A 23,631-nucleotide genomic window follows, 5' to 3' on the forward strand; every position below is an offset into this window, starting at 1 on the left:
CGCGAAGGTAGCTCTCCACCACCATGTTGGAGCCGGCGTCGGACAGCTCGTAGGCGCCCTCCCCGATGACGTCGCAGGTGAAGCGTCCCTCCGGCAGCAGCTCGCGGACGTTGAAGACGTTGTAGAGGGAGAGCGCCATGCCCAGCGTGTCGAACCCGGAGCCCAGGTTGGCGCTCGTCGCGGGGACGCGCAGGGAGAGAAGCGGTTCTTTCCCCCGCTCTGTCATGATCCGGAGGCGCCGGCGCTCAGGACGCCCATCAGCTCCTCCAGCGAGTCGCCGATCTCGATGGGCCGCCCCGTCTGGGACAGCGCGGTGTCGGGGTCCTTCAGGCCGTTGCCCGTCAGCACCATGACCGCCGTGATGCCCGATGGAAGGCGGCCCTCACGCTTCAGGGCGAGAAGCCCGGCGAGGGGCGCGCAGGACGCGGGCTCGGCGAAGACCCCGCCCTCGGAGGCCAAAAGCCTCTGTGCGGCGAGGATATCCTCGTCGGAGACCGCGTTGAACTCGCCGCCGGACTCCGAGACTGCCGCGCGGGCGAGGGACGCGCTGACGGGGTTGCCGATGCGTATGGCCGTGGCGACCGTCTCGGGCTCCGGACAGGGGAGCCCCGTGACGAGCGGAGCGGCGCCCGCGGCCTGAAAGCCCATCATGCGGGGAGCCCTGGAGATCCGGCCCAGCTTGACGTACTCCCCGTACCCCGCCCAATAGGCGCTGATGTTCCCCGCGTTGCCCACGGGAATGGCGTGCCAGTCCGGCGCCCTGCCCAGGGCCTCGCAGATCTCCCACGCGCCGGTGCGCTGGCCGATGAGGCGGTAGGGATTGACGGAGTTCACCATCGCGCAGCCGCTTTTGTCCGCGGCCGTGCGGGCCAGTTCCAGCGCGCGGTCGAAGTTGCCGCGCACGGCGATGACCCTGGCCCCGTACATCAGCGCCTGGGCCAGCTTGCCCAGGGCGACCTTGCCCGCAGGGAGCAGGACGAAGCAGGGGATGCCGACGGAGGCCGCGTAGGCAGCCGCCGAGGCGGAGGTGTTGCCCGTCGAGGCGCAGATGAGGGCGCGCTTGCCCTCCTCCAGGGCCTTGGCGACGGCCAGAACCATCCCCCTGTCCTTGAAGGAGCCCGAGGGGTTGCAGCCCTCGAACTTGCCGTAAAGCGTGATGCCGAGCTTTTCGCCGATGCGCGGCAGGGCGATGAGCGGCGTAGAGCCCTCCTCCAGGTTGACGGGCGGCGTTGCCGGCGTCACCGGAAGCAGGGCGGCGTAACGAGCCAGAATACCCAATACGATCCCTCCATCCCTTGAAGCATCCCTTGAACGCGGCCTTTTGCGAAGGACCGCGCCTTTTTCACGATTACCCGGTTATACACTGCGCCGGGTGGGATGTCAAGGCCGGTGTCGCGCCTCGGGGGGCCGTGTTACGTTCGATCGCCTATTCGATCTCGTCCGGGGCGTCGGGGCGCAGGATACGCACGGTCTCCTCCTGGAACCAGTCGTAAAGCGTGCGCTTCTGTTCCCTCTGCGCCCTCAGGCGCTCGATGCTCGTGCCGACGATGTAGAGCGGATTGGCGGGGTCGATCAGGTCGTGTCCCCACGCGCGCAGCGTCGCCGTGAGGGAGGCCAGCTGCGCCTCCGTGTCCGTCGCCAGGGCCAGCAGCACCCAGTCCTCCTGCTCCTCCCTGTCGATGTCGAACCACCCGGGCACGTAGATGCGGCGCTGCCCCATCAGAAAGATGTGGAGGCGTCCGATCAGGGGCAGCAGGTCCTCCGCCCGGCCGCGGACCTTCTGGGCGAAGAGCCGGTCGGCGTTGAGGAACTTGAAGCGGTCGGTCGGCAGGGGCTCGAGCCCCTTGTAATGATTGAAGTCGTAACGGCTCCGCAGGACGAAGTCGAACGTCAGGCTACCGGTCGGGGCCCCGTTCTCCGAGGCCCAGCGGTCCAGCGCCTCCTGTCCCGGTGCGGGCAGGGTCCGCGCGGCGACGCCCCAGTGGGGAAACGCCTCGAGGAAGGATTTTACGACGGGGGCCTCGGGCCACAGGGCGCGGGCGCGCCCGTCCGAAAGCATGAAATACTCGTCGTCGGGCAGGCAGGGGACCACCGGGAACGTCTCCCCGACCGACACCTCCTTGATGCCCCAGTCGGTCATGAACGCGCGGTCCAGGAACTGCTCCAGGCGGTTCCGCTCCAGCATCTCGCGAGCCCGGACCTCGTCGACCGGAACCTCGCCCGCCGAGCTCACGGGCACGCAGAGCTCCCGTGCGACCCGTTCCCGCGTCCGCACGCCCTGGGGCGTGAGCCCGCAGCCCGCGGCGATCCTCATGAGGTCGCCCGAGTCCTCGAGCTCTTTCAGCGCGTGGGGGTCCTCGCCGGCAAGAGCCAGGGTCTCCTCGTCCCAGCAGGGGTGCTCGTGCGAAAAAAGCAGCAGACAGCTTTCCATCGTTGACGTACCTCCGAGGGTAGAATGAGAACCGGGGATGGAACGAGGGCGCCGCCAGGGACGCCCTCGAAAATGATAGTTTCAAAATCTGGGATTCCCAAGGGGGCCAGCCCCCTTGGGCAGGTTCAGGGCGAAGCCCTGAGATTTAGGGAAGCGCTGATTCAAACAAAAACGCATATTTTCCGCAGGATAAATATGCAAAACATCTATAGGCAAAAATCTCCAACGCTTTCCTAAAATTTTAATATGGGGGCTTTGATAAAGAAACTAAGCGACCAACACAACTCGCATACGCTCGTTGGTTGTCTGCTTACGCCCCCTGATGAAGAAACTAAGCGACCGACACGGCTCGTACCTGGTGAGGAAACTAAGTGATCGACACAACTCGCGTTGCTTGTTGGTCGCCTACTTATCGCCGGTCGTCTGCTTAAATCCCCCTACGCCGCTATCTCGAGACTGATCGGCCCGCAAGCGAAGCGAGCGGATGGCCGGAAGGCTCCCCTCCGGGGATAGCGGCGGCCCCGGAAAGTATCTTCCTCAAAACAGGCAAGCTGGGCACCGGGCGGCTTCATGGATTAAATCAGCATTTCCTTAGATTGGTCCCGACAGCGGCATCCCGTGCCCTTAAAGTTTTCCCTCCGTCTCGTCCTTTGCCAGGCTTCTCCACAGGGAAGCACAGGCGCAGACCATGATGATCGCGAAGGGAGGCGCGGCGGCCAAGGAGACGGTCTGCAGGTTCTGCAGGCCGCCGGTCATCAGGAGCACGATGGCCAGCGCGGCCATCAGGACGCCCCATACGCCCATCTTGGACTTGGAGGGGTTGAGGTCGCCGTGGTTGGAGTACATCGACAGCACGAACGTGGCGGAGTTGGCGGAGGTGACGAAGAACGTCGTGATCAGGATCAGCATGAGGATCGACATGACGAAGCCCAGAGGGTAATACTTGTAGAGGGCGAAGACGCCCACGGAGATGTCCTTCGTCACCTGGGCGGCGATGTCGATGCCCTGAACCAGCTGGAGGTGTAGTCCGGACGTTCCGAAGATAGCGAACCAGGTGAAGCTGCCGAGCGCCGGGACGATGAGGACTCCGGCGACGAACTCGGCGATCGTGCGGCCGCGGGAGATGCGGGCGACGAAGGAACCGACGAAGGGCGCCCAGGCGATCCACCAGGCCCAGTAGTAGAGGGTCCAGTTCTTCAGGTGCGATTCGTAGGGCCCGCCGTAGGGAGCCATGGAGAAGCTCTCCTTGATCAGTCCGCTGACGTAGTCGCCGATGCCCGTCATCAGAGAGTCGACGATGGGCAGCGTCGGACCGACGAGGAACAGGGTGACCATCAGCCCCAGGCACACGAGGAGGTTGAAGTTGGCCACCCACTTGATGCCGCGGTCGATGCCCATCACGGCCGAGCCCGTGTAGAAGACGGCGAGGAAAACGATGATGACGATCTGGATCATGACGGTCTTGTCCATCCCCATGACCTCGTTCAGGCCGCTGCCGAGCTGCAGGGTGCCGAGCCCCAGCGAGGTGGTGATGCCGGCCAACGTTGCGAAGATGGCCAGGACGTCGACGATCTTGCCGAAGGCGCCGTCAACGGCCTTCTGGCCGACGAGCGGAATGAACAGGGAGCTGATGAGGCCCGGGGAGTTGCGGCGGAACTGATAATAGGCCATCGGCATGGCGATGACCGCGTAGCCCGCCCAGGGGTGCAGCCCCCAGTGGAAGAAGGAGATCTGCATGGCATCGCGCGCTGCCTGGATCGACCCGGGCTCCGCGCCGAAGGGCACGTTGCCGAAGTGAATCAGGGGCTCGGCCGCGCCGTAGAACACCAGGCCGACGCCCATGCCGGCGGAGAACAGCATGGCGAACCAGGAGATGTTGCTGTGTTCCGGCCGGTCCTCGGGCAGCCCGAGGCGTACGTGACGGAAGCGGCCGAAGGCCATAAAAAGGCAGAACAGCACGAATACGTTCATCGTCAGCAGGTAGCCCCAGCCGAAGTACTTCGTCAGGCCGGTGAACAGCGCTTTGGCAAAGGCGCCGAAGTTCTCCGGGGCCCAGTAGCCCCATGCCACGACCGCCAGGGTGACGGCGATGGAGATCAGATAGACGGAGTTGTCCTTTTGCCCGGAATTCCTGTTGCTGTTGTCCGTCATGGACTGCAGCTCCTTTCAGCAGGAGGATAAAGGACGGGGTCGCAAGCGAAAATCTCAAAAAATCTTTTTTGGCCCCGTCCCCTGTTCTTAAAGTGACGTTACGACATGCCGTCGATCGAATTTAGAACTTGGACGGGAAGACCGTGGGGGCCTCCACCGGCGTCGCGAGGGAGTCGAGAGCGGCCCCGACGCGGCTGGTGCGCAGCTGCCACTCGGCCTCCTTGCTCAATTCCGGGTCCCCGAGGGGATAGGGGACGGAGACGGTCTGGACCATGCGGTTCGCGCCCACCGTCTTGGCGACGTCGATGAGGTTGCACATCACGACCACCGGGATGCCCGTGCGCTCGATTTCCCTTGCCATCGTTGCACCGCAACGAGTGCAGGTGCCTCAGGTAGAGGTAAGGACCACAGCGTCGACCTTGGCGTTGTGCAGCTCCTGGGCTATCTCCCTGCCGAACTTGGCGGCGAAGGCCTGGGTCGTGCCCGTGCCGACGGTGACGTAGTAGTAGTCGTAGAGCTTACCGATCTTGCCCTGCTTCTCGAAATAGCGCATCGCGTCGACGGGGATGCCGCGGTCGGGCACCGCGCACATGGCCGCGGGGTCGAAGCCGGCGTGGATGGTCTTGAACACGCCCTCGGGCAGGGAGTCGAGCTTCGAGATGTCGTACTTGCCCCACTTCTGGGCGGAGGCGCTCTGGATGCGGTCGGGGTTGTCCACCGGGACGACGCCGCTCGAGGAGACCAGCGCGATGGTGGCCTTGCTCAGGTCGGGAACGGGCGCCGCGGGCGGGATCCTCTCCATCTTGGGGATGACGAGCTCCGTCTGGAAGGGCTCTCCGTTCAGCTTCTTCACCAGCATGTCGATGACGCGGTCGGCGGCCATGCGGCCGTCGGGCTGCGGGATCTCGGCGCGGACGCCGCGCGGGAAGTACCCCTCCTGCACCGCGGGCAGCAGGGGTTCGCCCCTGGCGATCTTCTGGGCGAAGTTGGCCATCAGGGTGAGGTCGTCCTTCATGAAGGTCGCCTTGCGGCCGCCCTTGAAAATGTAGGAGACGGCCTTGTATTCCTCGACTCCGGGGTTCTCCTCGTTCATCGAGGTGATGACCGGCACGCCGTACTTCTCGGCCACGGCCTTGCAGACCAGCCCGCAGCCCACGCCGTAGCGCCCGGCCATGAACGCGGGGCCGGCGAAGAAGATGTCGAACTCCCTGGTGTCGAGCCAGGCCAGGATCTCCTGCAGAGCCTCCTTGGTGTGGTTGGTGACGTAGTTGTCGCCGCAGGTGATCGTGTTGGTGACCTCGATGTCCGGCATCATCCCGTTCAGCATCACGGAACAGCCGATGAGCTGATCGTGGAAGACCGGTTTGGCGTCCGCGGCGTCCTCGCCGCCGACTTGACCGAAGAACTGGTTGATATAGTGGATTGCCTTCATTTCCTGTCCCTCCTCGCTGGACGGTTAAAAGTCGGCGCAGGTTCTTCTGGAGTAGCCGCTGATGTGGTTGGCGCAGAACATCCCGTTGTTCTCCATGACGAAGGAGCCGTCGGGATTGATGCAGCCCTCCCAGCCTCCGCTGTTGCCGTCGCGGGCCAGGGCCTCCAGCTCGCCGATGACCTCCATCCTGGGGAACGTGTACATCTGGGAGACGTTTCCGGTGGTGACCAGGGCGTCGGTGGCGGGGTTCATGGACACCAGCGGCTGGGACGCGCCGTCGCGGCCCGTGCACTCGTCGGAGAGCCCGACCGTCTTGATCCCCAGCCTCTCGAGCTCAACCAGCATGGCGGTGTAGTCCACGTCGGGGTTGCCGTAGCCCTCCTCCACGACGACCGCACCCTTCGCGCCGAGGTTGACCGCGATCTCCCCCGCCATCTTGACGCAGCGCACCTTCTCGTCCATCTTGACGTTCAGCGTGGACATCAAAACGCCCAGGAAGTTGATCGACTTGCCGTGCTCGGCGTAGAGCCTCTTGAGCATCGGGTTGACGGCGAACTCGTAGGTCGAGATCTTCGAGGACGAGGGCATGAAGCTGCCGGACACCATGCAGCCGTCGAGCAGCTCGTTGGGGTGCATCAGGGTGGGCAGGATGTGGTTGCCGTCCCAGCCGTAGATCAGGGTGTTGTAGCCCATGGCCTCCATCTGGGTCTGGGGCTGGAGCACGTAGAGCACGCCGGGCAGGGCCTTGACGGCGTCGCTGCGGTCGGGGATGGCGGGCAGGTCGTAGACCTCGAGATTCTCGGGCTCGAGGTCCCTGACGCACTGGCCGACGTACTCGGCCAGCCTCATGCCCGCCCAGCGGAGCGCACGGTTCTTCTTCTGCTGCTCCCTGCGCTCGAACTCCTCGTCCGTGTCCGCGACCAGGACGAGGTTCGGCATGTCCCCGAAGATGGTGTGGTGCTGATACTGGCCGCCCATGGCGATCAGGCCGTCCTGAAATCCGCCGGCGTGCTCGCCCACGACGATCAGCGAGCAGTCCTGCAGGCAGTGCGTGCGGCCGGAACCGGCTATCTCCATCTCGGACAGGACCCCGGGGAAGATCCCATGTCCGCCGGAGACCTTGCAGCGCATCTCGAGCGCCTCCTTGACGGGGCAGAGCACGACCTCGTCGCCGGGGTGCACGATGCGGAGGTCCGCGGTCGTGATGTGCTCGTCCTCCTTCACGACCTTCAGGAGCTCCTCTTTGTTGACGGTGAGGATACCCTTGCTGTAGCCCGTCTTGTCGCCGAACCTGATGTCCTTGACGTGGAAGGCTCCAATCTCAAGTCTCATGCCGTGATCACTCCTTGGATATTGGGATAGAAATCCATACAAATCATTATAGGAAGAGGAGGGTATCGAACGCCATAACGAAAAACGTTAGGGCGCGGGTAGTAAAAAACGTGACAGGAAGAGGAGAGGTTGGCGTCGGCCGTGAGGTTGACTTTTTCGAAAAAAGGCACTAGAATCCCTTGTATCGACAAGCGCGAGGCGCGTTCATCGTAAAGGAGGGGACGTTATGGCAGCATTCGATACGGTTTCATCGCACGGTCGTCGCGCCGGAGCGTTCTCCTTTACCGGCGCGGATCCTCTTCAGGGGATCTGCGCGGGGGATGCATGATTCGCAATCGTTAGAATTCACGCGCCGCGTATATTCCTTTGAAGCAGGGTCCGCCTTCCGAGCGAGCCCTGTTTTTTTGTGCGTTTTTGTGCGTGCGGCCTTTGGACGGGCGAAACGAGTCGAAACGGATTCCTGAAAGGAAAGGGTGCCAATGGGAAAGAACTACTACAGGGAAGCGGTCGAATGCGCTCCGCGCGAGGAGATCTCGAGGTGGCAGAGCGAGGGCCTCGTCAGAAGCGTCAGAAACGCCTACGAGAATTCCGGGTACTATCGGGAAAAGATGAGGAGGCACGGGGTGGATCCCTCCGCCATCAACGGCGTCGAGGACCTCCATAAGCTGCCCTTCGTCTCGAAGGACGACCTGCGCGAGGCTTATCCTTACGGGCTGCTCTGCCGTCCGCTCTCCGAGTGCGTGCGCGTCCATTCGACGAGCGGCACCACCGGCAAGCGCGTCATCGCGTTCTACACCCGGCACGACATCGACGCGTGGGAGGACTGCTGCGCGCGTGCCCTCGCCGCGGCCGGCGGAACGAGGGATGACGTCGTGCAGGTCTCCTACGGCTATGGGCTCTTTACCGGCGGCGCGGGGCTCCACGGCGGCGCGCACAAGCTCGGCTCGCTGACGCTGCCCATGTCCTCCGGCTCGACCGACCGTCAGATCCAGTTCATGCAGGATCTCGGAACGACGATCCTCTGCTGCACTCCGTCCTACGCCGCGTACCTCGGCGAGACGGTCGTCGAGAGAGGGCTGAAGGGGACTATCAAGCTGAAGGCCGGCATCTTCGGAGCGGAGGCCTGGAGCGAGGAGATGCGCCATGACATCGAGGAGAAGCTCGGCATCAAGGCCTACGACATCTATGGCCTGACCGAGCTCGATGGCCCCGGCGTCGGCTACGAATGCGAGGCGCAGCGCGGCATGCACGTCTGCGAGGACCAGTTCATTGCGGAGATCGTCGACCCGGATACGGGCGAGGCGATGCCGGACGGCGAGAAGGGCGAGCTGGTCTTCACGTCGCTCGACAAGGAGGCGTTCCCGATGATTCGCTACCGCACGCGCGACATCTGCACCCTTTCGCATGAAAAATGCCCCTGCGGGCGCACCCACGTGCGGATGGCGAAGCCGATGGGGCGCAGCGACGACATGCTCATCATCAAGGGCGTCAACGTGTTCCCGTCGCAGATCGAAACGGTGTTGATCAACAACGGCTACCTGCCGAACTACCAGCTCATCGTGGACCGCGTCAACAACACCGACACGCTCGAGATCAACGTCGAGATGAGCCGGGAGATGTTCAGCGACACGCTGGGCGAGATATCGGCGCACGAAAAAAAGCTCGTGAACGCGCTGCGGGGCTTCCTTGGAATCTACGCGAGGGTGCGACTCGTCTCGCCGAAGAGCATCGAGCGCAGCGAGGGCAAGGCAAAGCGCATCATAGACAGACGAAAACTGTATTAGGGAAGCGCTGATTAAAACAAAAATGCATGTTTTTAAGGAAAAATATGCAAAACTTCTATGTGCAAAAATACCCAGCGCTTCCCTAAAAATTAACATGGGGGCTTTGCCCCCAAGCCCCCACGCCGCTATCCTGAGACTGATCGGCCCGCAAGCGAAGCGAGCGGCTGCCGGAAGGCTCCCCTCTGGGGATAGCGGCGGCCCCGGCAAGTTCCTTCCTCAAAAGCGGCAAGCTGGGGTACCACAGGGGGCTTCGTGGATTAAATCAGTGTTTCCTTAGAAATTAGGGAGGAGAACATCGTGAAGGGGGAAAGGACAATGACGGCCAAACAGATTTCCGTCTTTCTGGAGAACAGGCCGGGCAAGCTGGCGGAGTTCGTCGACCTTCTGCGCGGCAGCGGGATCGACATGCGGGCTCTTTCTCTTGCGGAGGCGGCCGACTTCGGCGTTCTTCGCACGATCGTCAGCGACCCCGACAGGGCGCAGCGCGTGCTGGCCGAGGCCGGGTTCATCTCGGCGGTGACCCCGGTGCTTGCGGTGGCGGTATCCGACGAGCCGGGGGCGCTCTATCGCATCCTCGAGATACTGAGGGACGCCGAGATCAACCTTGAGTACAGCTATGCCTTCACCACGCGCAGAAATCAGGGCGCGTACATGGTCTTCCGCGTCGCCGACGACTGTATCCCGAGGGCGGCGGAGCTCCTTGCCCGAAACGGGATAGAGGTGATAGCGCAGGAGGAAATCTACGGCCTGTAGGGCGGCGCCGATCTTGGATCGGCGCCTCTCTGAGCTCTTGCAACCGGGGAGCCCGACGCTCCTCGGTGGGAAACCAAACGCCCTCAGCTGAGGTCGAGGTACCCCTCGCGGATTGCGTAGCGGGTCAGCTCGGCCATGCTGTTGCAGCCCACCTTGTCCATGATGCGGCGCCGGTGCGTGTCGACGGTGTTCTTGCTGATGTCGAGCCGCGCGGCGATCTGCTTGGCGTTCAGCCCTTTGACGAGGAGCTTCAGGACGTCCTGTTCGCGGTCCGACAGGGGAGAGGCGGACGACTTCGCCTCCGCCTGCAGCAGGCGCAGGTAGTCCTCGATCAAGGCGGGCAGCACGGATGGGGTCAGGTAGTATTGCCCGGCCACGACGGCGCGGATGGCCGTGTAGAGCTCGTCGGAGGTGCATTCCTTGAGGATGTAGCCTCGGGCTCCCGCCTTGAGGCTCTCCACGACGAGCTCGCGGTCGCCGTGCATGGACAGGACCAGCACCCTGATCCCGGGAAACTTCTCGGAGATCTGTCGGGTCGCCTGTATCCCGTTGAGGCGCGGCATGGTCATGTCCATCAGGACGACGTCCGGTTCCATCAGGGCCGTCTGTTCCAGCGCCTCCAGCCCGTCCCGGGCCTGTCCTGCCAGCTCGATGTCCGGCGCCTTGAGGATCAGCTCCTTCAGCCCCTCCAGGAAAAGCTCGTGGTCGTCGGCAAGGAGCACGCGGATGCTCATTTGAACTCCCCCTCCCTCAGCTTCAGGGGGCAGGACATCGCCACCGTCGCCCCCTCGCCCGGGACGGACACGATCCGGACGCTGCCGCCGATGGCCTGAAGGCGTTCGCGGATGCTGAAGAGCCCGAAGCCCTTGGCGGCCCTGGCGAGCGCGGCGTCCTCCAGGCTGAAGGCGGGGTCGAACCCGTGTCCGTCGTCCTCGACGGCGACCATGATCCTGCCGGGACCGCGGTTGACGATGATGGTGACCCGGCTTGCCCCGGAGTGCTTGATCGCGTTGAGCATCAGCTCGCGCGTCATGCGGTAAAGGATGATGCAGATGGCGTCGTCGGCGTTGAACTCCCCGATGGTGCCGCGGGAGCGCAGGCTCCATTCGATGCCCTGAGGCTCCAGCAGGGACTTCGCCAGCGCCTCGAGCGCCGGGTTGAGCCCCACCTCCTTGAGGACGGGCGGGCTCAGCTCGAAGATCAGGCTGCGGCTCTGGGAGATGAGCCGTTCCGCCGCCGCCGCCAGGCGTTCGATCTCCCTGCGGACGGAGGGCGCCAGGTCGTCCTCCATGAGCCTGCGGAGCGTCTTGAGCTGTGCGACGAGCTCGTAGCCGATGCGGTCGTGGATGTCCGCGGCGATCGCCCGCCGCGTGTTCTCCTCGCTGAGCGTCAGCTGGGCGGCCAGCGCGCGCAGCTCCTCCTGCTTGTCCTTGAGCGCGTCGCTCGAGAGCTTCCAGTCCGTCTTGTCCATGAAGATCACCGCGGCCCGCCTCCGCGGCAGAGGAAAGGCGATCGCCTCGAGGTAGCTGCCGGCGTCGCGGCTCTCGCCCTCGCAGTGCACCGTGTGCCCCAGCCGGATGCAGTCGACGATGATCCTCGGCCAGCATGCCTCGGACCTCGGCCACACGTCGAGGAAGTTGTGCCCTACGATGTCCCGCTTTCTCACCCTCATCACGCGCTCGTAGGCCGGGTTGACGTCGACGTAAAAGATCCTGTCGGCGCTCAGGACGCTTCGAACATCGCCCTCGACATGATAAAGGGCGATGGGGTTGAATACCCTTTCAAAAAAGATCTGATACGAAAACTGGTCTTTCCCCATTCCTGAAACCCCTCTTGTCGAAACTCCATGGTCGCACCCCCGGAATTTCGAGCGCCCCGAGCCGGATCGGGCACGTATCCGCGATGAGGAAGAACGGGTTTTCCCGGTCCGGGGACCCCGTTCTGCTTCATCGTCGCCTTTATTCCTTCGCGGGGAGGATGCCCGTCCCTCCCGCGTCGAGGACGAAACGCCCGACGATGCTCTGGAGCTTCTCGGACGTCTCCGCCATGCGCTGCGCCTCGCCCGCTATCGACTCCGCCGCCTGCGTCGTCTCCCTCGTGGCGGTCCCCACGCTCTGGCCGGAGGCCACCGTCCGGTCCGTCGTCTCCGCCACGCGCTGGATGGAATGGCTCATCTCCGAGCTGGACGCCGCCTGTTCCTCCGACACCGCCGCTATGCTCTGGATCGACTCCGTCAGCCTGCCCAGAGCCCTGAGCGCGTCGTCGAGCTTCTTCTGCGTCTCGACGGTCTTCTTCGTCGTCTCGCTCAGCAGCGTGCCGGTCCTCTCCGTCGCCTCGATCGAACTTCCGGAGCTCTCCTGGAGCTCCGTGATGAGGCTGTTGACCTGCGAGGCCGCCCGCGCCGACTCCTCGGCCAGCTTGCGCACCTCCTCGGCCACCACGGCGAACCCGCGCCCGGCCTCGCCCGCACGCGCCGCCTCGATCGCCGCGTTCAGCGCCAGCAGGTTCGTCTGGTCGGCGATGGAGGTGATGGTGGACACGAACCCCGCGATGGACTCCACGGATTCCTCCAGCCCGCGCAGCCGCCGGATGCTCTGGACGGAGACCTCCCCGGCGTTTCGGATGTTCTCGAGGGCCTCGTTCAATTCCCTGAAGGAGCTCTCGGACTTCTCCATGACCTGTGCCGCCCCCTCGGCCCCGTTCGTGGCGGCCTGAGCGGACGCCTGGGCTCCCGATGCGATCTCCTCGATGGAGTCGTTCGCGGCCTGGAGTGCCGAGGCGTTGTCCTCCATCATGTGCAGGATGCGCTCCATCGAGGCGGAGACCTCCTCCATGGAGGCGAGCGTCTCCTCCGACAGGGCCGCGAGCGTCTCGGACTGGCGGGCCGTGTCGTTTGCCGCGGAGCGGATGTCCGTCATGCTCTCCCTCAGGGAGGCGACGGTGGAGTTCAGCTTCCGGGCGACGTGGGCCAGCTCGTCCCTGCCGGAGTCGTCGTAGCGGACGGTGAGGTCCCCGGCGCCCAGGCGTTCGGTGGAGTCCTGGATACCGCGTACGCTGCGGGTCAGGCCGCGGTTGACGAGCAGGATGACGAGGCCGATGACGACGAGGGCCACGGCGGCGATGACGACAAGAAGGAACGTGAGGGAGCTGACGCGGGTCCGGATCTCACTTGCGGGATAGGCGACGGCCAGGAAAAAACCCGTCCCGGTGGGGGTGAAGAACGCCTTGGTCTCCATGCCGCCGTAAACGTACTCCTGTGCGCCCGTCTCTCCGCGGATCATCCTCTGCGCGGCCTCCCTGAGGGCTTCGGGAACCTGGGGATCGGCGGTCATGTCGACCTTCATGATGTCCTCCGGATGGGGCCCGGACAGCATCAGACCGCTCTTCAGCAGAAGGAATCCGTACCCCTTGTCGAGGATCTGGAGGCGATTCACGAGATCGTGGAGCCCGTCCAGAAGGATATCGCCGCCCATGACGCCCAGCAGCCTGCCGCCGTCGTCGTAAACGGCCCTCGACACCGAGAGGACCGTGTCCTGAACCTCATCGTCGACATAGGGATCGGAGAGCACGACCCTGCCCTTGCCCTCGACGGCCTTCCGGTACCAGTCCCGGGTTCGGGCATCGTAGCCCTCGGGCTCCTGCCAGGCGCTGGCGTCCGACATCCTCCCCGTGGACTCCAGACCGAAATAAAGCGCCCTGAGCCCGTGCGACCGGCCGACCTGTAAAAGTCCCTTCAGGAAGTCCTCGATGCTCCCCTCCTCGTCGACGCCCTTTTGCACCCAGTTCTGCCGCACGACCTCGGCACAGGTGTCGAGGACGGAGAAGGCGGTGTCGAAGCGTTCGTCGATGGCCTTGGCGGATGCCCTGACGGTATCCATCCCCGCGGCGTCCACCAGGTTCACGATGGCCGATCTGCCCCGGAAATAGGTGATGGCCGTCATGGCGGCGATCACGAACAGGACGAAGAAGAGCATCAGGTAGAGCTTCTTGCGAATCGTCATTTTGGAACCATCAATCCTTTCAGCCTGTCGATCTTTATGTTTAGCGGATATTTACCGGCCCGGGCGCCCATGGTACGGCGTTTCCCGGTTCATGCGGACGGGACGGCGTCAGCCCCTCACCAGGTTCGGCGGTTCCCTGCCCTCGAGCGCCGCGGCGATGTTCCGGACCACGACGAGCCCCATGTTGGTGCGCGTCTCCACGGTGGCGCTGCCGATATGGGGCGTCATGACCACGTTGTCCAGAGCCTTCAGCCCCGGTTCGGGGTTCGGCTCGTTCTCGAACACGTCGAGCCCCGCGCCCCGGATCGTGCGGGCCTCCAGTGCCCTGGCGAGGGCCTTCTCGTCGACGACCGGGCCGCGCGACGTGTTGATCAGGATCGCACTGGGCTTCATGAGCCCCAGTTCGCGCTCCCCGATCAGATGATGCGTCTCGGGCGTCAGGGGAACGTGAATGGAGACGAAATCCGAATCCCTCAGGAGCTCGTCCAGCGCGGCAAAGCGTCCGCCCGTCTCCGCCTCGAACTCCGGGGAGGGGCGGCGCCCCGAGTACAGGACCTTCATGCCGAACCCGCGGCTCTTGAGCGCGAAGTTTCGTCCGATGCGTCCCGCGCCGACCACGCCCAGGGTCCGGCCCGTGATGTCGGCGCCCAGCATGAACTCGGGCTGCCAGCTGAAGGTCCCGGAGCGCATCAGCCGGTCTCCCTCCGCCACGCGCCGCGCCGCCGCAAAGAGAAGGGCCCAGGCCATGTCCGCCGTCGCATCGTTCAGGACGTCCGGCGTGTTCGTCACCCAGACCCCCCGTTTTCGCGCCTCGGGAACGTCGATGTTGTTGTAGCCCACCCCGTAGTTGGCGAACAGGCGGCACTGCGGTCCCGCCGCGTCGAAGACCTCCGCGTCGATGCGGTCGTTCAGGAGGCACAGCACGGCGTCCCGTCCGCGTACTCCCCGGAGCAGCTCCTCCCGCGTCGCCGGGCGCGGCTCGGCGTTGACCTCGAAGTCGCAGATCTCCTTCAGTTTCTCCATGACCGGATGCGGCAGCAGCCGCGAGACGTAAACGTTGCCCTTCCGATTCATGACCGTCCCTCCATCTCTATATTTTTCAGGAAAATGTTTCTCGAAAAAACGGCTTCCGGCGGAGTGCGGGTCCTACCCGTGGCCCCGTATCTCTAGTATTATAGTCCGTTCGCGTCCGGGCGATCCCTTTGTATTTTACGTTAAAGTACCCTCCTTTGTTCAATCCGCACATCTATAATGGGTTCATGCCGTCGGCCCGCCCGGGGACTTCCCGGCGGCAAAAACGAATTTGGAGACGCACAACGACATGAAATTTCTGACTGCGGGGTTCCGGCGCGAGGACCTTCTGCGCATCGCGCCCGGGGACCTTCCCCTCCTGGCCGGGGAGGTCCGCGAGCGCATCATCGAGACGGTGAGGGAGAACGGCGGGCACCTGGGCTCCTCGCTGGGCGCCGTGGAGCTGACCATGGCGCTGCTGCGGAGGTTCGATCCGCTTCACGACCGCATCGTCTTCGACGTGGGGCACCAGGTCTACCCCTACAAGCTCCTCACGGACCGGGCGGACCGCTTCGACACGCTCCGCCTCAAGGACGGGATCTGCGGCTTTCCCCGCCGTTCCGAGAGCCCCTGCGACCACTTCAACACGGGGCACAGCAGCACGTCCGTCTCCGCGGCCCTCGGCTACGCCAAGGCGCGCGACCTGCTGGGGCAGGACCACCACGTCGTGGCCTTCACCGGCGACGCCGCGCTCATCAACGGACTGGCCTTCGAGGCCCTGAACCACGTCAAGGAGACCAAGACCCGCCTCATCATCGTCCTGAACGACAACAAGCACTCCATCAGCCCCCGCGTCGGAGGGTTCGCCACCATGCTGGCGCGTCTCTCGGCCAGCACGTCCTACAACCGGATCAAGGCGGCCATCAAGGAGTGCTGCCGGGCGCTGCCCGCCGGGGAGGCCCTTCAGCGCCGCCTCGAGGGCATCCACGACCAGATCAAGGCCCTGGTGAAGCCCGCCAACATCTTCGACGACCTGGACATCAACTACTGGGGCCCCTTCGACGGGCACGACATCCAGGCCTGCGAGATGATCTTCGAGCTGGCCAAGGGCTACGACCGTCCCGTCCTCCTTCATTTCAACACGGTCAAGGGCAGGGGGATGCCCGAGGCCGAGGAGAACCCCACGAAGTACCATCAAATGTCGCCCCGTTCCGAGTCGGAGCGCCCCAAAGCGCGGACCTGGAGCGAGGCCGCGTCCTCCGTGACGGAGCAGCTGGCGAAGGCCGACCCGCGCATCGTCTGCCTCACCGCCGCCATGGCGACGGGCGTGAAGCTGGAGCACTTCCGCTCCGAGTTCCCCGACCGGTTCTTCGACGTCGGGATCGCCGAGAGCCACATGCTGACCCTGGCCGCGGGGATGGCCGCCGGGGGGATGAGGCCCTGGGTCTTCATCTACTCCACCTTCCTCCAGCGCGCCATGGACCAGCTGACCCACGACATCGCCCTCCAGGACCTGCCGGTCGTCCTCATGGTCGACCGCGCCGGGCTGGTGGGATCGGACGGGGACACGCACCAGGGGCTGCTTGACGTTTCCTGGTCCCGTGCCATCCCGAATCTGGAGGTGTACGCCCCCTCCGACGAGGCCTCCCTGCGCCAGATGATGGCCCACGCCGCGAGCCGGAGCGGCCCCACCCTTATCCGCTACCCGCGCGGTTCCCTGCCCATCCGGAACGACCTCTTCTCCGGACGGGAGCCGCTGGGGGCGGTGCAGCTCCGCAGCGGCACGGGCTGGGCCCTCATGGGACACGGCGTCGCCGTTCACATCCTTCTGGACGTCCACGAGCGGGCCCGGGCCTCGGGGCTTTCCGAGCCCGCCGTGTTCGATATCCGGCGGCTCAAGCCGCTGGACGCGGAGTTCCTGGACGAGACCCTGCGGCGCTATCCGATGGTGGCGGTGGCGGAGGAGAACTATCTTGACGGCGGGGTCGGCGAGGCGGTAGCGGCGAGGATCGCGGAGGGCGGGCACCCGACGCTCCTGCGGCGCTTCGGGGTCCCCGACGTCTGCGTCCCGCACGCGACGATCCCCGAACAGAGGGAGCTCTACGGCCTGACGGCGGAGAACATCCTTTCGGAGTGCCGGTCCGTCCTGCCCGTGCGGGCCCACACGGCCTGAGGGTACGGCCCGAGAGGATGCCCCGAAAGGAACGCCTGGACAAGCTGCTGGTGGACCGCGGCCTGGCCGAGACGCGGAACCGGGCCCAGGCGCTGATCATGGCCGGGAAGGTTCGGGCCGACGGCGCGGTCGTGACCAAGGCTGGGACCCCCCTGTCCCCGGAGTGCCGTCTGGAGGTGGAGGAGGGGCGGCGCTGGGCCAGCCGCGGCGCCCACAAGCTGCTGAGGGCCTTCGAGGTCTTTCCTCTGGACGCGGACGGCCGCGTCTGTGCCGACATCGGCGCCTCCACCGGGGGGTTCACGGACGTCCTTCTGGATCGTGGCGCGCGGAGGGTCTACGCCGTGGACGTCGGGTACGGCCAGCTGCTTTGGCGCCTGGCCTCCGACCCACGCGTCGCCGTCATGGACCGGACGAACGCCCGGAACCTGACCTCCGCCGACTTCGACGAGCCGGTCAGCCTCGCCGTCTGCGACGCCTCCTTCATCTCCCTGACCCTCATCCTTCCGGCGATCGACGCGTTTCTGTCCGCGGACGGATCGGCTCTGGTCCTCGTCAAGCCTCAGTTCGAGGCGGGCCGCGAGCGTCTGGGGCGGGGCGGCGTGGTGCGGGACCCCGCGGTCCATGCCGCGGTCCTGGACGAGGTGACGGACTTCATCGCGCGGCGTACGCGGTTCTTCGTCGCGGGGCTGACCTGGTCCCCCATCCTGGGGCCCGAGGGAAACATGGAGTTTCTCTGCTGGCTGACGCGGGAGCCCCGAGAGCTCTTCGTCGATATCGGGACGCTGGTCGGGGAGGCCCACCGGGCCCTTCACCCAGGCCGGGCGTCCGCGGGATGAGGACGCGTTATGCGGAATGGGATTCCAAAGGGATTCGTCCCTTTGGTGGGGTTCGGGGCGACGCCCCGAGTTTTATCGTTTTTGTTTTTACGGCGAGGGGTTGTCTGTATGGATGAGCATCGGAACGGCGGGGAGCGAGATCGGATGGTTGGGGACGACGGTCCTTTTCGGGCGGCGGCGGAACGGGCCTTCAGCAGGCTGGGGGAGGAGGTGAAGCTGGACACGGACCGTCCGGCGCGCACCGGATTCTCCGAGATCGTCTACTGCCCCGGCAAGAGCGACGAACAGCTTCGGACCATCGCCCGCGCATTTGCGGGGAGCTCCGAGAACGTGCTGTTCTCGCGCATCACGCCCGAGCAGCACGCCGTGATCGCCGCGGAGCTCCCGGATGCCGTCCACCACGGCGTGGCGCGTCTCTCCGGGCTGAGGCGCAGGCCGTCCGACCATTGCCGGGGCGTCGCCGTCGTCACCGCGGGCAGCAGCGACGTGCCCGTGGCGGAGGAGGCGGCGCTGACCGCCGAGTACATGGGCTGCGACGTGATGCGTCTCTACGACGTGGGGGTCGCGGGCCTGCACCGTCTGCTGGCCCACCTGGACTCACTGCGGTCGGCCCGTGCCATCGTCGCCGTCGCGGGGATGGAGGGGGCGCTTCCGACGGTCGTCGCGGGGCTGGTGAGCTGCCCGGTGGTCGCCGTGCCCACCAGCACGGGCTACGGGGCCAACTTGGGCGGAATCGCGCCGCTGCTGACCATGTTGAACTCCTGCGCCATGGGCGTGAGCGTCGTGAATATCGACAACGGCCTGAGCGCCGGCTATCTGGCGGCCCGCATCGTCCGCCAGATCCACGAGGCGGGGGCGCGGGCATGATCACGCGCCCGCTCCTGGAACATATCTTTGCGGCTGCGAGCATCGAGCGGTGGAACGACCATCCGCATCCGGCCGTCTTCACCGAGCTGGGCAAGCAGGCCCACAAGATGGTCGCCGCCTGGGTCCTGGGCAGGGCCGAGGAGGATGCGGGGCGCGCCGTGGACTGGAACGCCCTGATCGAGGGAGGAATCTTCGAGTTCCTGTACCGCGTCGTCGTCACGGACATCCGTCCTCCCGTGTTCCACAAGCTGATGCAGGACCGCGCCACGCGCGAGCAGATGGGGGAGTGGGTCTGCAAGAAGCTGGAGCCCGATCTGACGGCCTTCTCGCTCGAGGTGGCCCGGCGCTTCCGCGCCTATCACCGTGCGGAACCCGAGGGGCTGGAGCGGAGCATCCTGCGCGCGGCGCATTACATCGCCACCAAATGGGAGTTTAGCTTCATCCTGCACTGGAGCGCCGACATGTATGGCGTGGACCAGACGCGGCGGGAGATCGACGAGCAGATCTCCCGGATAGACCTGCCCGCCGCGCGGGAGATCCTGGAGAGCCCCGCGGACTCCAGGCTCTGGGGTTTCATATCGCTGGTGGGGCAGCTGACCTTCCAGAGGCGCTGGGCTCAGACCCCGCGGATCCCGCAGACCTCGGTCCTGGGGCACCTTCTCTTCGTCGCCCTTGTGTCCTGGATGGTCTCGCACGAGGTCGGGGTCTGTCCCAGACGTCTCTACAACAACTTCTTCGGGGGGCTCTTCCATGACATTCCCGAGGTGCTGACGCGGGACATCATCTCTCCCGTCAAGGCGTCCGTCGAGGGGCTTGACGAGATGATCCGACGCTACGAGAGGGAGGCGATGGAGGAGCGCATCTTCCCCCTCCTGCCCGAGGGGTGGCACCGGGAGCTGCGCTGGTACACGGAGGAGGAGTTCACGAACAAGACCTGGCAGGAGGGGCAGATCGACCCCGTGCAGCGGCACTCCGGGGACATCCCCCGGGAGCTGGACCGGGACTGCTACAACCCCATGGATGGGCACATCATCGAGATATGCGACAAACTGGCCGCCTACATCGAGGCCTCCGTCTCCATCCGTACGGGCATCCGTTCCCCCGCGCTCGAGGAGGGAAAGCGGCGCCTCTACGACCGCTTCCGCCAGGCCCGGATCGAGGGCCTCTCCCTGGGCTACCTGTTCGAGTACTTTCGGTGAAGGGGCCTCGCAGGCCGCTTCGACCAGGAGAGCCGTCATTGTGAGGATTCAGCTGTCCGACCGTTTCGGGTATGGAAGGATGCTGCGTTTTGTGGCCCCGTCCGTCGTCATGATGATCTTCACGTCGATCTACAACGTCGTCGACGGTTTTTTTGTCTCCAACTTCGTGGGCAAGGTGCCCTTCGCCGCGATCAACCTGATGATGCCCCTGTTCATCTTCATGATGGCGCTGGGGTTCATGCTGGGGACCGGCGGGAGCGCGATCGTCGCCCAGACGCTTGGAGAGGGCAAAAAAGAGCTTGCCAATCGATACTTTTCACTGTTGATATACGCGACCCTGGCTGCGGGGACCTTCATAACGGTCCTGGGCCTGCTGGGCCTGGAGAGGATCGCCGTCTGGCTCGGCGCTCGGGGCGAGATGCTCGACAACTGCATTCTCTACGGACGGGTCATCCTGCCCTCGATGCCGCTGTTCCTGGTCCAGAGCGCTTTTCAGAGCTTTTTCGTCACCGCGGAAAAACCCAAGCTCGGCTTGGCCTTCACGGTGGCGGCGGGGGTCGCGAACATCGTCCTGGATGCCCTCTTCGTGATGGTGTTCCGATGGGGACTTGCAGGCGCCGCCGCGGCAACGACCGCGAGCGTGGCTGTCGGCGGCCTTGGGCCGCTCGTCTACTTTGCGCGGCGAAACGACAGCCTGCTTCGTTTGGGCGGAACGGAGGTGATGGCGGGCGTCCTGATCCAATCGTGCGTCAACGGGTCCTCCGAGCTGATGAGTACCCTTTCGGGATCCGTCGTGACGGTTCTGTACAACCATCAGCTGATGAATCTCGCGGGTGACGACGGCGTCGCCGCGTTCGGCGTGATCATGTACCTGAGTTTCATCTTCACGGCCGTCTTCATGGGGTACTCCGTCGGCATCGCGCCGGTGATCGGGTACCATTACGGTGCGGGAAATGTCTTGGAACTGCAAAGCCTGTTTCGAAAGGGCCTGACGCTGATCGCCGCTGCGGGAACGGCGATGCTGTGTGTCTCGCTGCTGGCCTCCGGGCCCCTGACCGGGATCTTCGTCGGGTACGATCCCGCGCTTCGGGAGATGACGCTTCGGGGCATGCGGATATACGGGCTGTCCTTCCTGTTCTGCGGGTTCAACATCTTCGGCTCCGCGTTCTTCACCGCGCTGGGGGACGGCATTACCTCCGCCGTCATCTCATTTCTGCGGACGCTCGTCTTCGAGTCGTCATCCGTCATGCTCGTGCCGCTCGTGTTTGGCCTCGACGGCGTATGGGGCTCGGTCATCGCGGCGGAGCTGCTGGCGCTGGGGGTTACGGCCCTGTCGTTCGCCATGAAGAAAAAGCGGTACGGCTATGTTTAGGATGAGGCGGACTCGAACGTCGAACCGGGACCGACCGCACCGGCGGACATGAAAGGCGGTTCCCGCCCCCGCCTCGCCGATGCGGAATGGCCCTGAACGGAAATGTCAGGCGTCGCTGCGCGGCGCTTCCGGGGAGCGCTTGTCCTGGGTGCCGCCGAAGGCCCGTTCGACGAACGGACGCACCAGGTCGATGGGGATGGGGAAGAACGTGGTCGAGCTCTTCTCGGCGCCGATCTCCCGGATGGTCTGGAGGTAGCGGAGCTGCAGGGTGACGGGCGAGACCTCCATCTGCTTGGCGGCCTCGGAGAGCTTCGTGGCGGCCTGGAGCTCGCCCTCGGCGGCGATGATCTTGGCGCGCCGCTCGCGCTCGGCCTCCGCCTGGCGGGCCATGGCGCGCTTCATGCCCTCGGGCAGCTCCAGCTCTTTGACCTCGACGGCGCTCACCTTGATGCCCCACGGGTCGGTGCGCTCGTCAATGATCTTCTGGAGCTCGTGGTTGATCTTCTCGCGGGAGGAGAGCACCTCGTCCAGCTCCACGGACCCGACGACGGAACGCAGCGTGGTCTGGGCCAGCTGGCTGGTGGCCAGAACGTAGTTCTCGACCTCGACGACGGAGTGGGACGGGTCCAGGACCCGGAAGTAGACGACCGCGTTGACCTTGATGGGCACGTTGTCCTTGGTGATGACCTCCTGGACGGGAACGTCCATGGTCAGGATGCGCAGGTCCACGCTTACGGGGCGGTCGATGACCGGGATGAGGAAGACGATGCCGGGCCCGCGGCTGCCGGCCAGCCGTCCGAGCCGGAAGATGACCAACCGCTTGTACTCCGGCACGATCCTGACGGACGAGGACAGGATCAGCAGCACGATGAGCAGAATGCCGATCCAGCTGCCGATGTCCGAGAACAGAGACGCCAATTCGTTCACGTTGATGATCATGAATAACACTCCTTGCCCTTCAAAATGTGTCAAAAGCATAGCATAAAGCCGCTCTCCGCGCCGTCCGTAAAACTCCCCGGCGCCGAAACTTTTTCGAGCCGTTACGGCTCTCTTTTCGAAAACGGAGTACAATGAACGGGTGTTCCGGGGCCGTTCGTGCCCGCGCCTACGGCAATCAGGATGGGGAGGCTGTTCATTGTCCGCGTCGTTCGATCCCAGTTCCGTTCCTTTGCGCGTCCTCGTCACGGGGACGCGAGGCAAGAGCAGTCTCGTCCGCCTGCTGCACGCGGGGCTCCTTGCGTGCGGCCTCAGGTCCTGCGCGCGCATCACGGGGGTCCTCCCGCGCGAGCTGTCCCCATCGGGCTGCCGGACGATCCGCCGCGCCGCGCCGGCTCACGTCCGGGAGATGCGCTGGTGGCTCGCGCAGGTCCCGCGGGGCACGGATGCCGTCGTCATGGAGAACAGCGCCGTCGCCCCGGAGCTTCAGGAGGCTGCGGGAGCCTGGCTGCGTCCGACTCTGGTGGTGTGGACGACGCTGCGGTCCGACCATGCGGAGGCCTGGGGGCCGGGCATCGAGGGGGCGGCGCGCGCCCTGACGAAAGGGGTGCCGTGCGGCGTCCCGGTGGCCGGCGGACCGGAGACCGCTCATCCGGGGCTGACGAGCCTTCTGCGTGAGCGTGGCTGTCCGCTGCACATCCTGTCCGGACCGGAAACGCCGGCATCGCACCGTGAGGCGAACCTGGATCTTGCGCTCCACGCGCTCTCGCTCTGCGGGATCCCCGCGGAACGGCTCTCCGCCGCGCGGCTGGAGATGGCGGCCCTGTCCCCCGACATCGCGGACTTCCGGGTGCTGGGGGAGGGGGAGGACCTGCTGGCCGCGGCCTTCTCCGCCAACGAGGCGGAGAGCACCGGGCGCCTTTTCGGGGAGACGGGCTGGGACCCTTCGGAGACGACGCTGCTGTACCACCACCGCCCGGACCGTCCCGAGCGGCTGCGCGGCTTCCTGCCCTGGATAGCGTCACGGCCCTGGAGACGGACCGTCTTCACCCGGACAGGGGGCCCTTTTTTCACGCTTCCCTTCACCCCGTTCGCGCGTCTGAGCTGGGAGGACGGCATCAGGGACGCGACGTCGTTCGAGGCGTGGCGCCGGGGGCGCGGCCGGGTCTTCGCCTGCGGCAACGTCGCCGGGTGGCCGCTGGAGTTTCTGGCCCGATGTGAGGATGTGAGGCTGTCATGAACGCGTTGTTCCTTGTCCCGGCCCCGGCCGTATCCCTGGTTCTCCGGGAGGGGCTCGTCGTCGGGCTCGGGGTCCTGTTCGGGCTGGTCTGGGGCCGGCGGACGGGCTGGGGC

The 23,631-nt window shown here is 65.2% G+C and carries 18 protein-coding genes and 1 pseudogene; 8 read left to right on the forward strand and 11 right to left on the reverse strand.

Annotation, left to right across the window (positions count from 1 at the left end):
- The 6 genes and pseudogenes from ABLA28_RS04325 to ABLA28_RS04350 all read right to left on the reverse strand — a co-directional run.
- Nucleotides 1-226: pseudogene (locus tag ABLA28_RS04325) on the reverse strand (homoserine kinase); the annotation flags it as partial.
- On the reverse strand, nt 223-1,278 hold the full coding sequence (gene thrC, locus ABLA28_RS04330; protein WP_347712649.1) for a threonine synthase: 1,056 nt from the start codon (nt 1,276-1,278) through the stop codon (nt 223-225). The gene thrC and the pseudogene ABLA28_RS04325, both read right to left, overlap by 4 nt.
- 148 nt (nt 1,279-1,426) lie before the next feature.
- Nucleotides 1,427-2,431 carry a hypothetical protein gene (locus ABLA28_RS04335; RefSeq protein WP_347712650.1) on the reverse strand — a complete coding sequence of 335 codons (1,005 nt, stop codon included), beginning with the start codon at nt 2,429-2,431 and terminating at the stop codon, nt 1,427-1,429.
- Nucleotides 2,432-3,055: 624 nt separating this feature from the next.
- Nucleotides 3,056-4,582: a BCCT family transporter gene (locus ABLA28_RS04340; RefSeq protein WP_347712651.1), complete on the reverse strand. Its 1,527-nt coding sequence runs from the start codon at nt 4,580-4,582 to the stop codon at nt 3,056-3,058.
- Between the two features lie 121 nt (nt 4,583-4,703).
- On the reverse strand, nt 4,704-6,014 hold the full coding sequence (locus ABLA28_RS04345) for a glycine/betaine/sarcosine/D-proline family reductase selenoprotein B (protein WP_347712652.1): 1,311 nt from the start codon (nt 6,012-6,014) through the stop codon (nt 4,704-4,706).
- A gap of 24 nt (nt 6,015-6,038) precedes the next feature.
- Nucleotides 6,039-7,346: a glycine/sarcosine/betaine reductase component B subunit gene (locus ABLA28_RS04350; protein WP_347712653.1), complete on the reverse strand. Its 1,308-nt coding sequence runs from the start codon at nt 7,344-7,346 to the stop codon at nt 6,039-6,041.
- Between the two features lie 479 nt (nt 7,347-7,825).
- Between ABLA28_RS04350 and ABLA28_RS04355 the strand changes: the two genes are divergently transcribed.
- A complete protein-coding gene (locus tag ABLA28_RS04355; RefSeq protein ID WP_347712654.1) occupies nt 7,826-9,130 on the forward strand; it encodes a phenylacetate--CoA ligase in 1,305 nt (434 codons plus the stop codon).
- A 315-nt stretch (nt 9,131-9,445) separates the two neighbouring features.
- Nucleotides 9,446-9,883, forward strand: coding sequence for an acetolactate synthase (locus ABLA28_RS04360; RefSeq protein WP_347712655.1), 438 nt, complete (start codon nt 9,446-9,448; stop codon nt 9,881-9,883).
- Nucleotides 9,884-9,966: 83 nt separating this feature from the next.
- On the opposite strand, the gene ABLA28_RS04365 is transcribed toward ABLA28_RS04360, so the two are convergent.
- The 4 genes from ABLA28_RS04365 to ABLA28_RS04380 form a co-directional block, all read right to left on the reverse strand.
- Nucleotides 9,967-10,617: a response regulator transcription factor gene (locus tag ABLA28_RS04365; protein ID WP_347712656.1), complete on the reverse strand. Its 651-nt coding sequence runs from the start codon at nt 10,615-10,617 to the stop codon at nt 9,967-9,969.
- Complete coding sequence (locus ABLA28_RS04370) at nt 10,614-11,702, reverse strand: ATP-binding protein (protein WP_347712657.1); 1,089 nt, start codon at nt 11,700-11,702, stop codon at nt 10,614-10,616. Before ABLA28_RS04370 ends, ABLA28_RS04365 begins: the two co-directional genes overlap by 4 nt.
- 139 nt (nt 11,703-11,841) lie before the next feature.
- Entirely contained in the window at nt 11,842-13,884 is a 2,043-nt protein-coding gene (locus ABLA28_RS04375) for a methyl-accepting chemotaxis protein (RefSeq protein ID WP_347712658.1), read from the reverse strand.
- Between the two features lie 108 nt (nt 13,885-13,992).
- Complete coding sequence (locus ABLA28_RS04380; RefSeq protein WP_314717543.1) at nt 13,993-14,958, reverse strand: D-glycerate dehydrogenase; 966 nt, start codon at nt 14,956-14,958, stop codon at nt 13,993-13,995.
- 247 nt (nt 14,959-15,205) lie between these two features.
- Between ABLA28_RS04380 and dxs the strand changes: the two genes are divergently transcribed.
- The 5 genes from dxs to ABLA28_RS04405 all read left to right on the forward strand — a co-directional run bounded on the left by dxs (nt 15,206) and on the right by ABLA28_RS04405 (nt 21,342).
- Nucleotides 15,206-17,068 carry a 1-deoxy-D-xylulose-5-phosphate synthase gene (gene dxs / locus ABLA28_RS04385; protein ID WP_347712659.1) on the forward strand — a complete coding sequence of 621 codons (1,863 nt, stop codon included), beginning with the start codon at nt 15,206-15,208 and terminating at the stop codon, nt 17,066-17,068.
- A gap of 17 nt (nt 17,069-17,085) precedes the next feature.
- Entirely contained in the window at nt 17,086-17,904 is an 819-nt protein-coding gene (locus ABLA28_RS04390) for a TlyA family RNA methyltransferase (protein ID WP_347712660.1), read from the forward strand.
- 108 nt (nt 17,905-18,012) lie between these two features.
- Entirely contained in the window at nt 18,013-18,771 is a 759-nt protein-coding gene (gene larB, locus ABLA28_RS04395) for a nickel pincer cofactor biosynthesis protein LarB (RefSeq protein WP_347712661.1), read from the forward strand.
- Nucleotides 18,768-19,970, forward strand: a complete 1,203-nt coding sequence (locus ABLA28_RS04400) for an HD domain-containing protein (protein WP_347712662.1) — start codon at nt 18,768-18,770, stop codon at nt 19,968-19,970. Before larB ends, ABLA28_RS04400 begins: the two co-directional genes overlap by 4 nt.
- Nucleotides 19,971-20,010: 40 nt before the next feature.
- Nucleotides 20,011-21,342, forward strand: a complete 1,332-nt coding sequence (locus ABLA28_RS04405; RefSeq protein ID WP_347712663.1) for an MATE family efflux transporter — start codon at nt 20,011-20,013, stop codon at nt 21,340-21,342.
- Between the two features lie 105 nt (nt 21,343-21,447).
- Here ABLA28_RS04405 and ABLA28_RS04410 read toward each other — a convergent pair whose 3' ends face one another.
- Nucleotides 21,448-22,281 (reverse strand): slipin family protein, encoded by an 834-nt coding sequence (locus ABLA28_RS04410; protein WP_347712664.1) that lies wholly within the window; start codon nt 22,279-22,281, stop codon nt 21,448-21,450.
- Nucleotides 22,282-22,477: 196 nt separating this feature from the next.
- On the opposite strand from ABLA28_RS04410, the gene ABLA28_RS04415 reads away from it, so the two are divergent.
- The gene (locus ABLA28_RS04415; protein WP_347712665.1) at nt 22,478-23,518 is read left to right on the forward strand and encodes a Mur ligase family protein; all 1,041 of its coding nucleotides are present in this window, start codon (nt 22,478-22,480) and stop codon (nt 23,516-23,518) included.
- Nucleotides 23,519-23,631 lie beyond the last annotated feature (113 nt).

The organism is uncultured Fretibacterium sp. (genome assembly GCF_963544685.1).
Taxonomy (GTDB): Bacteria; Synergistota; Synergistia; order Synergistales; family Aminobacteriaceae; genus CAJPSE01.

What these genes read in the sequence shown, in the direction of transcription:
- ABLA28_RS04335 (WP_347712650.1), bottom strand. Translation starts at nt 2,431, where the DNA reads ATGGAAAGCTGTCTGCTGCTTTTTTCGCACGAGCACCCCTGCTGGGAC.
- ABLA28_RS04340 (WP_347712651.1), bottom strand. Translation starts at nt 4,582, where the DNA reads ATGACGGACAACAGCAACAGGAATTCCGGGCAAAAGGACAACTCCGTC.
- ABLA28_RS04350 (WP_347712653.1), bottom strand. Translation starts at nt 7,346, where the DNA reads ATGAGACTTGAGATTGGAGCCTTCCACGTCAAGGACATCAGGTTCGGC.
- ABLA28_RS04355 (WP_347712654.1), top strand. Translation starts at nt 7,826, where the DNA reads ATGGGAAAGAACTACTACAGGGAAGCGGTCGAATGCGCTCCGCGCGAG.
- ABLA28_RS04360 (WP_347712655.1), top strand. Translation starts at nt 9,446, where the DNA reads ATGACGGCCAAACAGATTTCCGTCTTTCTGGAGAACAGGCCGGGCAAG.
- ABLA28_RS04365 (WP_347712656.1), bottom strand. Translation starts at nt 10,617, where the DNA reads ATGAGCATCCGCGTGCTCCTTGCCGACGACCACGAGCTTTTCCTGGAG.
- ABLA28_RS04370 (WP_347712657.1), bottom strand. Translation starts at nt 11,702, where the DNA reads ATGGGGAAAGACCAGTTTTCGTATCAGATCTTTTTTGAAAGGGTATTC.
- ABLA28_RS04375 (WP_347712658.1), bottom strand. Translation starts at nt 13,884, where the DNA reads ATGACGATTCGCAAGAAGCTCTACCTGATGCTCTTCTTCGTCCTGTTC.
- ABLA28_RS04380 (WP_314717543.1), bottom strand. Translation starts at nt 14,958, where the DNA reads ATGAATCGGAAGGGCAACGTTTACGTCTCGCGGCTGCTGCCGCATCCG.
- dxs (WP_347712659.1), top strand. Translation starts at nt 15,206, where the DNA reads ATGAAATTTCTGACTGCGGGGTTCCGGCGCGAGGACCTTCTGCGCATC.
- ABLA28_RS04390 (WP_347712660.1), top strand. Translation starts at nt 17,086, where the DNA reads ATGCCCCGAAAGGAACGCCTGGACAAGCTGCTGGTGGACCGCGGCCTG.
- larB (WP_347712661.1), top strand. Translation starts at nt 18,013, where the DNA reads ATGGATGAGCATCGGAACGGCGGGGAGCGAGATCGGATGGTTGGGGAC.
- ABLA28_RS04400 (WP_347712662.1), top strand. Translation starts at nt 18,768, where the DNA reads ATGATCACGCGCCCGCTCCTGGAACATATCTTTGCGGCTGCGAGCATC.
- ABLA28_RS04410 (WP_347712664.1), bottom strand. Translation starts at nt 22,281, where the DNA reads ATGATCATCAACGTGAACGAATTGGCGTCTCTGTTCTCGGACATCGGC.